At 64.4% G+C, this 14,573-nt stretch carries 11 protein-coding genes; 7 read left to right on the top strand and 4 right to left on the bottom strand.

Annotated features, from left to right (window positions below; all coding sequences use genetic code 11):
- Positions 1-40 precede the first annotated feature (40 nt).
- The 4 genes from ACWCOO_RS00715 to pyrF all read left to right on the top strand — a co-directional run bounded on the left by ACWCOO_RS00715 (position 41) and on the right by pyrF (position 3,578).
- Positions 41-559 carry a shikimate kinase gene (locus tag ACWCOO_RS00715; protein WP_446831063.1) on the top strand — a complete coding sequence of 173 codons (519 nt, stop codon included), beginning with the start codon at positions 41-43 and terminating at the stop codon, positions 557-559.
- A 69-nt stretch (positions 560-628) separates the two neighbouring features.
- Positions 629-1,714: a 3-dehydroquinate synthase gene (aroB, locus tag ACWCOO_RS00720; protein ID WP_446831064.1), complete on the top strand. Its 1,086-nt coding sequence runs from the start codon at positions 629-631 to the stop codon at positions 1,712-1,714.
- Positions 1,711-2,859, top strand: a complete 1,149-nt coding sequence (locus tag ACWCOO_RS00725; protein ID WP_446831065.1) for a deoxyguanosinetriphosphate triphosphohydrolase — start codon at positions 1,711-1,713, stop codon at positions 2,857-2,859. The genes aroB and ACWCOO_RS00725 overlap by 4 nt, the downstream gene beginning before the upstream one ends.
- On the top strand, positions 2,856-3,578 hold the full coding sequence (pyrF, locus tag ACWCOO_RS00730) for an orotidine-5'-phosphate decarboxylase (protein ID WP_446831066.1): 723 nt from the start codon (positions 2,856-2,858) through the stop codon (positions 3,576-3,578). The genes ACWCOO_RS00725 and pyrF overlap by 4 nt, the downstream gene beginning before the upstream one ends.
- Here pyrF and ACWCOO_RS00735 read toward each other — a convergent pair.
- Positions 3,532-4,116 carry an arylesterase gene (locus ACWCOO_RS00735; protein WP_446831067.1) on the bottom strand — a complete coding sequence of 195 codons (585 nt, stop codon included), beginning with the start codon at positions 4,114-4,116 and terminating at the stop codon, positions 3,532-3,534. The two genes, pyrF and ACWCOO_RS00735, sit on opposite strands and share 47 nt — an antisense overlap.
- 64 nt (positions 4,117-4,180) lie before the next feature.
- Here ACWCOO_RS00735 and ACWCOO_RS00740 point away from each other — a divergent pair, with 64 nt between their 5' ends.
- The gene (locus tag ACWCOO_RS00740) at positions 4,181-4,843 is read left to right on the top strand and encodes an ABC transporter ATP-binding protein (RefSeq protein WP_446831068.1); all 663 of its coding nucleotides are present in this window, start codon (positions 4,181-4,183) and stop codon (positions 4,841-4,843) included.
- Positions 4,844-4,903: 60 nt separating this feature from the next.
- Here ACWCOO_RS00740 and ACWCOO_RS00745 read toward each other — a convergent pair whose 3' ends face one another.
- Entirely contained in the window at positions 4,904-7,000 is a 2,097-nt protein-coding gene (locus tag ACWCOO_RS00745; RefSeq protein WP_446831967.1) for a S9 family peptidase, read from the bottom strand.
- Positions 7,001-7,102: 102 nt separating this feature from the next.
- Here ACWCOO_RS00745 and ACWCOO_RS00750 point away from each other — a divergent pair, with 102 nt between their 5' ends.
- On the top strand, positions 7,103-9,631 hold the full coding sequence (locus tag ACWCOO_RS00750; RefSeq protein ID WP_446831069.1) for an ABC transporter permease: 2,529 nt from the start codon (positions 7,103-7,105) through the stop codon (positions 9,629-9,631).
- Between the two features lie 49 nt (positions 9,632-9,680).
- Here ACWCOO_RS00750 and ACWCOO_RS00755 read toward each other — a convergent pair whose 3' ends face one another.
- Positions 9,681-12,431: a phosphoenolpyruvate carboxylase gene (locus ACWCOO_RS00755; protein ID WP_446831070.1), complete on the bottom strand. Its 2,751-nt coding sequence runs from the start codon at positions 12,429-12,431 to the stop codon at positions 9,681-9,683.
- A 2-nt stretch (positions 12,432-12,433) separates the two neighbouring features.
- On the bottom strand, positions 12,434-13,987 hold the full coding sequence (gshA, locus tag ACWCOO_RS00760) for a glutamate--cysteine ligase (protein ID WP_446831071.1): 1,554 nt from the start codon (positions 13,985-13,987) through the stop codon (positions 12,434-12,436).
- Between the two features lie 222 nt (positions 13,988-14,209).
- On the opposite strand from gshA, the gene ACWCOO_RS00765 reads away from it, so the two are divergent.
- A complete protein-coding gene (locus ACWCOO_RS00765) occupies positions 14,210-14,560 on the top strand; it encodes a hypothetical protein (protein ID WP_446831072.1) in 351 nt (116 codons plus the stop codon).
- Positions 14,561-14,573: the final 13 nt, after the last annotated feature.

A 14,573-nucleotide genomic window follows, 5' to 3' on the forward strand; every position in this document is an offset into this window, starting at 1 on the left:
GTGCGCAAGCGATATCCGACCGTGCAGAATCGAACCACTCATGCAAACTGCCCGCAATGTGTTCCTGGTCGGCCCAATGGCGTCTGGCAAGTCGGCGGTCGGAAGCTGGCTGGCGAAGCGCCTGGGCTTGCCGTTCGCGGATAGCGATCGCTACATTGAGGAGAAGACCGGAGCGAGCATCGCGCTGATCTTCGATATCGAGGGCGAAGAAGGGTTCAGGGCGCGGGAGGAACAGGCCATTCAGAAGCTTTGCCGTCGGCAGGCTCTGGTGCTGGCCACCGGCGGCGGCGCCGTACTCCGCGACGGCAACCGCCGGTCGCTGAGCGAAAACGGTTTGGTGATTTACTTGCGATGCAGCGTGGATGAGCAGTTGCAACGCGCCAAACACACGCGCCACCGCCCGCTGCTGGAGCAAGGGGCAAGGCGGGAAGTCCTGCGTGAACTTGCGCTGCAGCGCGAACCGCTTTACCTGGCGGTGGCGGATCATGTCGTGGACACCACCGGGCGGCAGGTGCGGCAGGTCGGGCAAGATATCATCCGCCTGCTGAACAAACCATGAACGCGGCCAGTCGCCTCGCCTGCGTTTCGGGTCTCGGCAACGCGCAATCCGAGCTTGAGCGCCCGTGAAATGACGCATATCGAAACCATCGAAGTGGCGGCGGCGCGCCCGTATCCGGTCATGGTGGGCGCGGGGTTGCTTGGGAAACCCGGGATCCTGGATGCCTGGCTGGGTGGCGGCAGTGTGCTCACAGTCACGAGCCACACGGTTGCGGATCTCTATCTGGATCGTCTCGCCGCGCTGCTGGGTAGGCAAGGCGGCGAGCCAGTGGTGCTGCCCGACGGCGAAGAAGCCAAGGAAATCAGCCATTGGCAGGCGATACTTCAACGCATGGCAGAGCGCGGATTGGGACGCGACTCTACGCTGCTAGCGCTTGGTGGGGGCTGCGTAGGAGATGTCGCCGGGTTCGCCGCGGCCTGCTATCACCGCGGCGTGGACTACGTGCAACTTCCAACCACCTTGCTCGCGCAGGTGGATTCGTCGGTGGGCGGAAAAACCGCCATCAATACGGATTGGGGCAAGAACCTGCTTGGCGCTTTCCACCAGCCGAGGGCGGTGCTTTGCGATACCGAGGTTCTGGCCACTCTGCCGGATCGGGAATACGCAGCCGGTCTCGCTGAAGTGGTCAAGTACGGCGTAATCGCGGATAGCAGTTTCTTCGCCTGGCTGGAAAACAACCGCGCGCCGCTGCTGGCCCGCGAGGCTGTGTGCCTGCGCCACGCCGTGCGGCGCTCAGTGGAGATCAAGGCCCAAATCGTAGGCGAGGACGAACGGGATTCCAGCGGGCGTCGCGCAGTGCTGAATTTCGGCCACACCTTCGCGCACGCAATCGAACATTCCGCCGGCTATGGGCAATGGCTGCACGGCGAAGCGGTGGCGGCAGGCATGTGCATGGCAGCACGGCTGGCCGTCAGCGAGGGCGCCTTCAGCCCGATCGAGAAGGAGCGGCTGGAGGCTTTGCTGGAGGCTCTCGGCCTCCCCATCCAGGCCAACGGTCTGGCCGCCGAAGTGCTGAAGCAGGCGATGCTGGCGGATAAAAAAAATCTGGCCGGGAAAATCAGGCTGATCCTGCCCGATGGCCTGGGCAGGGCGCGGCTGACCGGACGCTTCTCGCACCAGGCGCTGGACTCTGTTCTCGCGGGACGCGAGCCTTGACGCGCACTAATGGCTGGTGGGTTCCGAAGGGCGAGCTAGCGCCCTGGGCAGTAACCGCCGAGCACAGCCGAGGCCGGGTCCACGCAGAGGGCAAGCACCCCTACAGAGGGCCCTTCCAGCGGGATCGCGACCGCATCATTCACTGCCGTGCTTTCCGGCGACTGATGCACAAGACACAGGTTTTCGTGGGCGGAGAGGGCGACGACCACTTCCGCACCCGCCTGACGCACACCATGGAGGTGGCCCAGATTGCCCGCACCGTGGCCCGCTGCATTGGCGTAAACGAGGCGTTAACCGAAGCGATATGCCTGGGCCACGACCTCGGTCATCCACCCTTCGGTCATGCGGGGCAGAAGGCGCTGAACCGCTGCATGGCCGCATACGGGGGTTTCGAGCACAACCTGCACGCGCTGCGCATCGTGGACAGGCTGGAGCGGCGGCACCCCGGATTCGACGGCCTCAACCTTTGCTGGGAAACGCGCGAGGGCCTGCTGAAACGGTGCTCGCGGCGACAGGCGGAGAAGCTGGGTGACTTGGGAGAGCGTTTCCTGCAACGGCGCCAGCCCAGCCTGGAAGCGCAACTGGCCAATGTGGCCGACGCAATCGCCTACAACCACCATGACCTCGACGATGGTCTTCGCAGTGGCCTTATCGATCACGAGGAAGTGATTGAGGTGCGGCTATACCGGCGCGCTCATTCCCAGGCGCAGCGCCGCTTTCCGGATGCAAGCCCCCCCTTTCTCGTGACCGAAGCCATCCGGGCCATGATCGACCGCGTCGTGTCCGATCTGATCGAAACCACCCGCGCGGCCCTGGAGCGCGCAGCGCTCGACCACCCGGATGCAGTGCGCACCCTTTCTGACCCTTTGGTAGGCTTGAGCGGCAAGCTGCAGGAACGGCATCGGGAGCTGGCCGATTTCCTGCGCAAGCGGCTATACAATCATCCGCGCATGCAGGAGGACTACGCAAGAGGAGCGGCGATCGTCAAGGCCCTGTTCGAGCATTACCTGCAGCATCCCGAGCTGATGCCGCCGAGGCATGACGCCAACCGCCGTGAAGCAGCCACAGTGCAAACGGTTGCCGACTATATCGCCGGGATGACCGACCGATTCGCGCGGCGGCGCTTTCGGGAATTGCCGGCATGAGCCGCGACCGGCTGATTGTGGCGCTGGACGTGGCTACCCCTGCGGAAGCCCTTGCGCTGGTGGACAAGCTGGGCGACGCAGCCGGTTTCTACAAGATCGGTATGCAGCTTCTGAGCGCGGGAGGCTACATGCGCCTCGTGGATCAGCTCACCGAACGCGGCCACAAGGTGTTCGCGGACCTCAAGTTTTTTGATGTGCCGGCAACCGTGGCAGCGGCGGTGCGCGGGCTTCGGTACCGCGGGCTGGATTTCCTGACCGTGCATGGTAACCAGGCCATCATGGAAGCGGCGGCAAGCAGCAAGGGCGCCCACCTGAAGATACTCGCCGTGACCGCCCTGACCAGCCTCGACCGCGGCGACCTGAACGATCTTGGTTTTGCTTGTGATGTCGAGGAGTTGGTGCTGTCGCGCGCCCGGCGCGCCCTCGAAGCCGGCTGCGACGGGGTGATCGCCTCGGGCCTCGAACTACCGGTCTTGCGGCGGGCCCTGGATAGCCGCCTGCTGGTGGTTACCCCGGGCATACGACCGGTGGATAACGACGAAGTGCAGGATCAGAAGCGCGTGATGACGCCAGCGGCCGCGGTCGCTGCCGGTGCCGATCACATAGTGGTGGGCCGGCCTATCAATGCCGCCGCCGACCCGCGGGCCGCGGCGCTGGCGATACAGAAAGAGATCAGCCGGGGTCTGGACCTACGCTCCCGCCGCTCTGCTCCAGGCTGAGCAATTTGGCGCTCAATTCCGGCCACAGCGAATCCAGCATCCGTTCCTGAGCTGCCGCCGCCGGGTGTATCCCGTCATCCTGCATCATGCCGACGCCACGCGCCAGCGCTTCCAGGTTAAACCGCAGCAAGGTGACCTCTTCCGACTCGGCCAGTTCGAGAAATAACCGCTCGAAGCCGCCAGCGTAGTAGTCGCCGTAATTCGGCGGAATCCGCATGGCAACCAAGGCCGGCTGACCGCCCGCGGCGCGCACTGCTTGAATCATACTACGAAGATTGGAACGTATCGTTCCCAACGGCTTGCCCTGCAGGCCATCATTGCCCCCCAACTCGATAATCACGCACCACGGCTGGTACAAATCCAGCAGCTGCGGCAGGCGCTTCAAACCCTGTCCCGTGGTATCGCCCGAAATGCTTGCGTTGACCACCCGCCAAGGGCGGTCGTATTTATTGAGGCGGCCCTCAAGTAAACTTACCCAGCCCTGACTTCGGGGCATTCCATAGGCGGCGCTAAGGCTATCGCCTAATACCAGCAGCACGGGCGCATCCCTCGCGGCGGCGCTTGCGAATACAAAGCAGAGGACGGCCACCGTCAGGCGACCAATGACTGAAGTCCTAAGCGCTGAAAACCTGGGCATGAGCGTATCGAGTCCGGAAGGCGAGCTTGAGATTCTCAAGGATATCAACCTGCGGCTCAAGAGCGGCGAATCCTGCGCCCTGATGGGGCCATCGGGCGCGGGCAAAACCACCCTGCTCGCCTTGCTGGCAGGATTGGATCACCCCACATCTGGGCGGGTGGTGCTCTGCGGGCAGGATCTGTCGCGCCTGGACGAGGACGGACGCGCCCGGCTGCGAGGCAGGAAACTGGGCTTCGTTTTCCAATCCTTCCACCTCGTGGAATCTCTCACGGCAATCGAAAACGTGATGCTGCCGCTGGAGCTCAATGGTTCCCGCGGCGCCCGCAAGGCAGCCGAAGCCGCCCTTGAGCGCGTAGGCCTCACACAAAGGCGCCGCCATTACCCCCGCCACCTGTCGGGCGGCGAGCGTCAGCGCGTCGCCATAGCGCGCGCGTTCGTTACCGACCCGCAGGTGCTAATGGCCGACGAACCCACCGGCAACCTCGATGCCGACACCGGGCGCCGCGTGGGCGACATTCTCTTCGAGATGAACGCACAGGCCGGCGCCACGCTCCTGCTCGCCACCCACGACGAGCGCCTGGCGCGCCGCTGCGACCACATCCGCCGCCTGGAAGCCGGCCGCATGTAGCAGGCCCTCGCGCCGAGCAAATGCAGCAAGTGAGCGCGCCGAAAATGGGCGCAGGCGTGGCTAGTTCGACAAGCCTAGCGACCAGAGCATGAAGGCGTATTCTTCGGCGACTTCGTAGAGGGAGTCGTAGCGGCCGGATTTGCCGCCGTGACCGGCGCCCATGTTGGTTTTGAGAAGCAGCGGACTGTCACTGGTCTTGAGCGTTCGCAGCTTGGCCACGTACTTGGCCGGCTCCCAATAGGTTACGCGGGGATCGTTCAATCCGGCGGTGACCAGCATGGGCGGATACTCGCCTGGTTTGAGTTGATCGTAGGGTGAATACGAGCGAATCAGGGCGAACGCCTCGGGGTCTTCAATCGGGTTGCCCCATTCCGGCCACTCGGTGGGAGTAAGCGGCAGCGAGTCGTCCAACATCGTGTTGAGCACATCCACGAACGGCACGTGGGCGGCCACCGCGCCCCACAATTCCGGCGCCTGGTTCACGACCGCGCCCATCAGTTCGCCGCCCGCGCTGCCGCCGGCAATGGCTATGCGGCCCTCGGCGCCGTAGCCCTCGGCGGCCAGGTGGCGGGCCACATCCACGAAATCGTTGAAGGTGTTGGTGCGCTGGTCCAGCTTGCCGCTCTCGTACCAGTGATAGCCGAGATCGTCGCCGCCGCGAATATGCGCGATTGCGTAGATGAAGCCACGCTCCAGCAGCGACAGCCGCGAGGTGGAAAACGAGGGTGCTATGGCGTTCCCGTAGGCGCCATATCCATAAAGATACAAGGGAGCGCTGCCATCGACCGCCGTATCCGCGCGCCGCACTACCGACACCGGAATCCGGGCGCCGTCGCGGGCGGGCGCCATGAGGCGTTCGGTCACGTAAAGCCCCTTGTCGTAGCCGCTGGGAATTTCCCGCACCTTGCGCACTTCCAGTTCGCCCGAATCCAGGTGGTAGTCGTACACCGTCGCGGGCGTGATCATTGAGGAGTAATTGAGCCGCAAGATACTGGTGCGGTATTCGGCGTTATCGCCCAATCCCACGGACCGAGCGGTTTCCGGCAGCGGAACGGATGCATGGGCTCCGTCGTTGCTTATCAGCCGAATCTCGTTGACGCCGCCGCGGCGCTCTACCACGGCGATAAAGTCGTCGAACACGTCAAAGCCGCGAATATAGAGCTCGTCCGAGCCTTCCAGCAGCGGCTCCCAGTTGGCCTCGGAGGGATCGTCTTCGGGGGCGCTCAGAATGCGGAAGTTCTTGTGGCGGTTGTTGCTGCGGATTACGAACCGACCCTGCTGATGATCCACGCGGTACTCGTGCCCGGGGCGCCGGGGAGCAACCAGGCGGGGCAGAGCACCGCTCTCGTCTGCCGGGAGGACATACGCCTCGGAGGTGACGTTGTCGGCGCTATGCACGAGCACGTAGCTTCTGGAGGCGGAACGCGACACGTTCAGAAAGAAGCCCGGATCGCTCTCTTCATACACCACGGTATCGCTGGCCACGGGCTGTCCCAGCACATGCCGGCGAACCTGGTACGGGCGCCAATTCCGGTCCACGACCACGTATAGCAAAGCCGAGTCGTCCGCGGCCCAAACTGGGCTTCCGATCGTGTTGTCGATGCTCTGCTCGAACAGTTCGCCGGATTCCAGATCCTTGATCCGCAGCGTGTACCGTTCCGACCCGCTGGTATCCGTGCTGTAGGCCAAAAGCCTCCCACTGTTGCTTACAGCCATAGCCCCCAGCCGGAAGTAGTCGTGACCATCCGCCAGCCTCGGTTCGTCGAGCAACGTCTGAGCGTTGGGGCCCGGCCCCAGGCGCGCATCCACATCGCTGGCCGGCCAGCGGCGCCAGATGCGGTATTGGCTACTCGGCTCGAATCGCCACTGGTAGTACCAGCCATTCTCAAGCCACGGCACACTGGCCTCATCGGGCATCTGGCGCGCCTTGATTTCCTCGAACAAGGTCTGCACGAGGCCGCGATGAGGCGCCATTGCGCTTTCGAAATAGGCGTTTTCCGCTTCGAGGTAGGCCAGAATGTCGGTGTCGTCCACCTCCGGATAGCTGGAATCCCTGAGCCAGTGGTAGGGGTCTTCGATCGTTACACCGTGGTGCGTGTACGAATGTGGCCGCCGCTCGGCCACAGGTGCGGCAACCGGCTGGAGTTCATCGGGCATCTGCGGATCCTCGGCGGCGCAGGCAGCCAGAATGACCACCGTCAAGCAGAGCAACGTTAAGGTTTTTGCCAATTCGGGCATGCTTGCGGATGCGGCATCGCCTTGAGCGGGCGTGCAGTATATGCGAAAGTTCGCAGCGCGATGAAGGCGCTGACCTCAAGTTCCCTCTGGCGTTGGCTGCGCGAGCTGCGCGCGGGCGACTTCACGGTCATGCTTTTTGCCCTGACCGTGTCGGTGGCCGCCGTTTCTGCGGTCAGCTTGCTCACCGAACGGATTGGCGCCGCAGTGCGACAGCAAGCGGCGGAAGTATTGGCCGCGGACCTGGCCTTTGCAGCGCCGGCTCGCCCGGACTTGGAGCGCCTGGAGCGCGCGCGCGCATCCGGTTTGCAAAGCGCCGAAACCTGGTCCTTCGCCACAGTCGCCTTTACCGAAGAACAATCCGCGCTGAGCTCGGTGGTGGCGGTTTCCGGCGACTATCCCTTGCGCGGGGAGGTTCGCACCTCGAACCGCCCCTTCGGACCCGACGCGCCGGCGGATGGAATTCCTCCCGCAGGCGAGGTCTGGGCGGACGCTGCGCTGCTCGCTCAACTGGATATCGAGGTGGGCGAAACCATGCGGCTGGGATCCACGCAATTCAACGTGACGCAGGTGTTGCGCTACCGGCCCGACCCGGGCACGGGCTTTCAGCAGTTGGGGCCTACCGTGCTCGTTAACCTTGAAGATGTCCCGGCAATGGACGTAGTGCGTCCCGGCAGCCGCGTTTCGTACCGGCAGCTTTTCGCCGGCTCGAAGGAAAGTGTGCTGCAGTTCCGGCGCGCCGAGGAAGGCGGGCTGCGCTCCGACGAGCGCATCCAGAACCTGGAGGAAACCAGTCAGACAATGGCCTCGGCGGTCGAACGCGCCGGTCGTTTCCTGGGTCTGGCCGCGCTGGTGAGCGTGATCCTGGCGGCGGTGGCGACGGCTTTGGCGGCACGCAGCTACACCCGCAGCCGGCTGGTTGCCGCGGCCCTGGAGAAATGTCTGGGCGCCACGCAATCACAGGTGTTCCGGCGCTCCCTGGCGCCGTTTCTGATGATGTGCGCGCTGGGTATCGCACTGGGCAGCGCGATAGGCTATATCGCGCATCTCGGGCTGTCGGCTTATGCCCGCGAAGTGATCAATCTACGGCTTCCCCCGGCAAGCTGGCGAAGTCTGCTGCCGGGCGCGGTCATCGCCTTGACGGTCACCGGCGCTTGCGTGGTTCCCTGGCTGAGAAGCCTTTCCAGGACCTCGCCACTGCGCGTGCTGCGGCAGGATATGCCCATGAATGGCCCCGCGCTGCTGTTGCGCCAAGGCGCACCGCTTGCGGCTATCCTGGGCATCCTCGCCCTGCTTGCCGGTGACTGGGAACTGGCCTTCTGGATGTGCCTGGGCCTGGCGCTTACCGCGGCGCTTGGATTGCTGCTGGGCTGGCTACTGGTGCGCGGTCTCTCGGCTCTACGCGGCGCGGGCGGCGTGGCATGGCGGCATGGGCTGGCCAACATCCGCAGGGGCGGCGGAGAGAGCGTGGCCCAGGTGACCGGATTCGGGCTCGGCTTGATGGCGGTGTTGTTACTTGGAGTGATGCGGACCGATCTGCTCAGCGCCTGGCGCGGTTCCCTGCCCGAGAATGCCCCGAATTACTTTTTCATCAATATTGCTCCAGACGAATGGCCGGGCATGAGCGCGCTGCTGCGCGAGCAGATCCCCGACCTGTCCGAGGCGCTGCCATTCATCCGGGCGCGGATTACCCACATCAACGAAATGCCGGCGCAGGAGTGGCCGCTACCGTTTCCCGAAGGCCGGCGTTTCGTGGAAAGAGCCTCCAACTTGTCCTGGTCCGCCGGAGTTCCGGACGGCGACCGCGTGGTGTTGGGCGAGTGGTGGGATGAGCCGCGCGGCGGCGCCGCCGAATTGTCCGCCGACTCGCAGTCGGCGGCGCGTCTGGGTCTGAGCCTGGGCGACCGCGTAACCTTCGATGTCGGGGGCGTGGGGATTGACGCCGAGCTCACCAACTTGCGCAGCGTGGACTGGGATACCTTCAATCCGAACTTCCAGTTGGTGCTGTCGCCCGAAGCCGCCCGGTTGCCGCAAACAATGATCGCCAGTGCCTACATTCCTCCAGAGCGGGGTGAAGTGCTGATGGCCCTGCTCAAGCGCTATCCGGGCGTGACCATCATCGACCTGGACGCGATCATAAGCCAGGCTCGGCAGATCCTGGACAAGGCCGGCATTGCCGTCCAGTTCGTCTTTGCTTTCAGCGTTCTGGCCGCCATCGTGGTGGTGTTGGCCGCGGTGCGTTCAAACCGCCGCGAACGCTCGCTGGAGACCGCTGTGCTGCGCACTCTGGGTGGTCGCCGCGGCGTAATTCTTCGCAGTCTGGTGGTGGAGTTCGGTGTGCTGGGCGGGCTGGCCGGACTGCTCGGCGCAGGCGCGGCAAGCGCGCTGGGGCTGCTGTTGGCCGAGCGCGTGTTCGACCTCGACTACAGTCTGGACCCGGGACTGCTCGCGCTCGGCGTGGGCTCCGGAGCCGTGCTCATCGGGCTGGCGGGAATGCTGGCCGCCAGCGGCGCCTTGAAAGCCCCGCTGGTGCGCGTCCTGCGCGGCGACTAACCCGGAATCTGGTGAGATTTGCGGGCCAACCCCTGCCCGCAAGGCAGCTTCAGGTGGCTTCCTGTACGCCGCGAGCGATGCCGTAGACCGTCGATTTGAGCGCCGAGTACAAGTCGCCTGAGCATTTCCGACCGCTTTGCCGCCAACGCGACAGCAATCGCACCTGCAACAAGTTCATCGGATCGACGTAGGGATTCCGCAGCCGGATGGACCGCCGCAGGGCCGGCTGGCCCGCCAGCAGCACCCGCTGCTGCAACACCGCCAGCAGATGCCGCAACGCGCACTCATGTTCTTCAAGGATGATCGGGAAACAGGCGTCGTGGCTCTGGTCCGCCAGCGCGGAATAGCGCTGCGCGATTTCGAGATCGGAGCGCGCCAGCGCCAGCTCAAGATCGCAGAGCATCCCATGCAGATACGCCCACTGCCGCACAATCCGCCGCACACGGCCCAGACCATGATCGGAGATTGCCTGCTCCAGCCCGGCGCCGAACCCGTACCAACCCGGAAGCAAGTTGCGGCTCTGCGCCCAGCAAAAACTCGCAAGCTGGCGCGGCAACTCCACCACCGTTCCTTCCCGCATACCGCTGCGCCTGGCGGTGGTGGGCATCCTCGCCAGCAGGTCTGCCGGCGTAGCCCATTGAAAGTACTCCGCCATGCCCGATGACCCGCCCGGAAACGCCTTGTGCGCCTTGCTGCTGCCTTGAACCAGGCTCGCCATGACCTCTTCCGCCCCCGCCGGAGCTTCCGTGGTGGCATGTCCGGACCTCGCCAGCAGCAGTTCGCCCGCCGCCAGCTCCAGGGACCTCAGGGCGATTCCCGGCATGCCATAGCGCAATCCCGCCCGCTCGCCGGCCTCCGCAAACTTGAGAGGTTGCTGGAATTGTTCCGGCGGAATGTCGGCCAAAAGGCTGCGCCGGCCGCTGCGCTGATAGGCGCCGCCTCGCGCCTGCAGCAGCAGCGGCGTGCTGCGGCTGTTTGCAATAGCGTGGCAAGCTGCCCGTTGCAAGCCGTGGATCGACCACTGCTCGGCGGGTAAATCGAAATCGGGTTGCTTGCGAACGTGGTCCACCATCACGAACTGCCGATTGCCGCGATGCTCGATATGCTGACGGTAGGCGGGTTCGTTCAGCAGTTGCTCTATCACCCGCGCGCACTGGCGAGCGTCCAAGTTGCTTTCAAACACCGGGATCAGGTCCAGGGGAGTATGCCCATCAGCCCTTTCGAACCCCGCCCACCGAGCCAGCAATAGCGCGCTGAGAACATCCGCCGGCTCCGTCACGCCGCCCAGCAGCAGGCCGCCCAAAGCGCGCTTGCCATAGCGTCCGCCCAGATAGCGCAGCGCATCGAAAAGGCTCAGCGCACGCAAACCTTCGTTGTCGAGATCCTCCGGCCTTGCCAAGTCGCGTTCCAGCGCGTTGCGCAAGCAGGCAAGCCGCGTCGCAGGCGTTTCCCACTCCGATTGGGCGAAGGCCTTGCCCAGCGCGCGCCGCAGCACCGAAGCCCGCTGTCGCAGTTCCACGGCCAGCAGGTGAAAACCGAAAGTCTCCACGCGCCGCGCCAGACGCTGCACGCGCCTCCCTCCGGCAAACTCGCCGCCGTGTGCCGCGAGGCTGTCGCCCACTGCCTCCAGATCGTCGAGAAATTCGCGCTCGTCGTCGTAATGAAAGGCCGCGTCCAGCGCCGTAGCTTGCAGGCGCGCAGCCATCAGCCGGAATAACACGCAAAACGGCATGTCCCGCTCATCCGGCCCAAGCTGCCCGTACACCTTGGGGAAGTGCTCGCGGTAAATACGCAGGCGCCGACGGATATCCGGGCCAACCTTCATGCGCCGCCCGGAATGGGTCAGGACATCGGCCAGCGCCAGACATTCCTGCTCATACAGCTTGATAACCGAAAGTCGTTGCGTATCGAACAACTGACGAATGGAGCGCGGCGTTATTTCCGCGTCAGCTTCGAGATCACCGCCGATGGACGAGTGGAAGCGCAGCAGGCTGGACAATTGCGCACCTCTGGCCTCCTCGCCGAATGTGATCGTCATCGATTCCAGGAGCGAGTCGTAAAAGTCAGGATAGGAGGGATAGATGACTTCGGTTACGAAGTAGAGCAATTGCTGGATCTCGGCCGCCACCGTGGTTTCCTCGTGGGGATGCTCCTCGCAGTGCCAGATCGCGGTGATCTTCTCCTGAATGGCGCGCAACAGGGCGTCGAGCTGACGCGGGGCACCGGCCACGCTATGGCGCTCTTCGAGAAGCGCTGCAATCTCGGCTTGCTGTCGCAACACGGCGGTGGGCGTAGGCTCGGTGGGATGCCCGGTGAACACAGGATTCAAGCGAATCGAGTTGAGGATGCCCACCACGCCTTCGAGGCCCGTGCCCTCCTTGCGCAGTTGCTGAAAGATCGCCTCGGGACCGCCGCGCTGCGGTCGGCGGGCGTCATACAGATACGCCCGCCGGCGGCGCACACGATGCAGTTGCTCGGCGGTGTTTATAGCCTGAAACCAGGTGGCGAAGGCCCGCGAAACGTCCTGCGCTCGGCGATAATCCAAGCCGCTCAGCAGCGCCTCCAAGCGTTCCTGAGCTTGGGTTTCGCCATTACGCCAGGCAATGGCCAGGCTGCGCGCTGCCTCCACCGCATTGAACAACTCCATGCCGCCACGATCCTTGACCACGGCACCGATCAGGCCGCCCAATTCGTGAACGTCCTCGCGCAGCGGAGCTTCGGTTTCCGAAAAGCGGATATTGCGCCGCTTGTCGGCCGGCAGCGAAGCCGGGTGACGCCGGCGGCCGTTCTGAGCAACCATCGTCAAGCCTTGCCCAGGTATTGCGCGAGAAACTCGTCAAAAGGCGGTTCGGCCTCGGATTCCATCAGCCGCTGACGCTTCAGCGAAGCCGGCGCTTCGCCCTTCAGCGCCCGGCGGCGGGCGGCATTGGGCCGCTCCAAAGGGGTCTGGGAAGCAACCAGCGCCTTTTCCATGCCCCAGGCCTGGTGGTCCCAGCCCGCCTCGCTCAATTCGTCGAGCACACGCGACGCCGGCGCGAGGCCGGGATCGCGCAGGCTTCGCTCCGCCGTTTGCAGCGCCTGGCCGTAGGGACCGCCCGCTTCTCCGTCCAGGGCTTCGCAGACCGATGCCATGCGCGCGCAAATCTCAAGCCCCCAGGAGCGCAGCGTAACGTGACGGCCATCGCGATACAGCTTCGCGCTCCTGGCCCTGCCGCGCCAGGCCGTGGCGTCGAGATTGGCCACCGAGGCGAAGTATTCGGAAGCGGTCATGGACGGACTCTCTTCCAGCAGGCAATACAGCAGGAAAGCCTCCATAAGACGCATCGATTGCGCGCCAAGGCCCAGCGGATCGAAGGGATCGGTGTCCACCAGCCGAAGTTCCAAGTATTCCACGCCACGGCGGCGCAATGCCGTGGCCGCCCTCTCGCCGCGGCGTATCCGGCGCTTCGGTCTGGCCGGCGAGTAGTACTCGTTCTCGACCTGCAGCACGCTGTCCGACAACTGCCGGTATGCGCCGTTGGCGCGTACGCCGATTGTCGCGTAGCCGGCATGAGGAGCATGAATCGCCGCCTCCAGGTCACGCACATACTGATGCAGACTGTTGGCGGAAATGACCAAACCCGCCTGCAGGGCGCTGGTGTAGCCCAGGCTACTCATGCGCAGAGAGGTCGCGTCCGGCGCATACAGGGTGCCGCCGCGCCCCTTTTTCAGGCGCCGGAAATGCGCCGCAGGCAAACTGGAGTGAAAAGCCGGAGAAGAGCCAAGCAGGTAGGTCGGCAGCCAGGCCAGCCGGCGTGTGTTGCGCAACTGACCCATGATCCAGGCTGACCGTTTAGCCACCGCACCGGACGCCTGGCCGCCCCAATCAGGCAACGAATCCCAGAATTCCGGCGGCGGCGAGTAGTTGAAGTGTATGCCCGCTATCGCCTGCATCCGCGGACCGTAGCGATTGGCCAATCCAAGCCGGTAGATGTGCTTGAGCTTGCCGATGTTGGAGGCGCCGTAGCGGGCTGGCGGAAGATCGGCATCGTCCAGTATTGCCGGTGGCATGCTGGCCGGCCAGAGCCTCTCGGCGCCAATGCACCCGAGCACAAATTCGTGCAGGGCCGACAGCCAGTCGCGCACATCCCGATCGGATTTTGCCGGTGGCGTAATCAGCTCAAGCAGCGCCTCGGCGAAGTCGGTCGTGATATAGCGGTGGGTGAGGGCCGACCCCAGCTCCAGCGGGTGGGCGGTAGGCGCGACGCTACCCTGCGGCGTTACCCGCAAACACTCGCGCTCCACGCCGCGCAGGCCACCCGAAAGCTCTCGCTGGCCCAGCCGCTGCATGCGCTGTTCGAAAATTTCGCCCGCCATGGTCCACCGGCGCCCTTATCGGCGCGGCTGCATTTTGGAGAACACGGTTGCTATGGTTCCCGGGCGCCTTGCGTACGCCAATTGTAAGCGTAGCCGGCAATACCGGGTGCTCCGGCGCGGCAGGGCAGGACATCGAAGAAAAGCTGGCGCTTGGTGCATAATTGCTTGAGCCGTCGGCGAACGCCGCGAGGCCGCGACGCGCCGTAGCCCGAGGAGAACAACATGCAACGTATCGCCACTCTTGCCGCCCTTTCGCTGCTGCTTGCCGGCGGTTCGGCTTGGGCCGGCTGTGATTATCCGGACGAGCCCACCACGCCCAACGCCGAGGACATGACGCTTGAGGAGTTCCAGGCGGCAATAGCCGAATTCAGGGAATTCCAGGGCGCGCTTGAAGGCTACCGCAAGTGCCTGGAAGACGATTTCAATGCGCTGGACGAAGAAGACCGCAGCGAGGAGCGCGAGGCACTATTCGTAAAACGCTATGACAGCTCCGTTGATCGTGAGCAGCAACTGGCCGAACAGATGAACGAACAGATCCGGCTCTGGAACGAGATCAACAAGCAGGACGGCTAGCACTGCCGCTTCG

Source organism: Candidatus Foliamicus sp. (assembly GCF_965221325.1).
Lineage (GTDB): Bacteria > Pseudomonadota > Gammaproteobacteria > Steroidobacterales > Foliamicaceae > Foliamicus.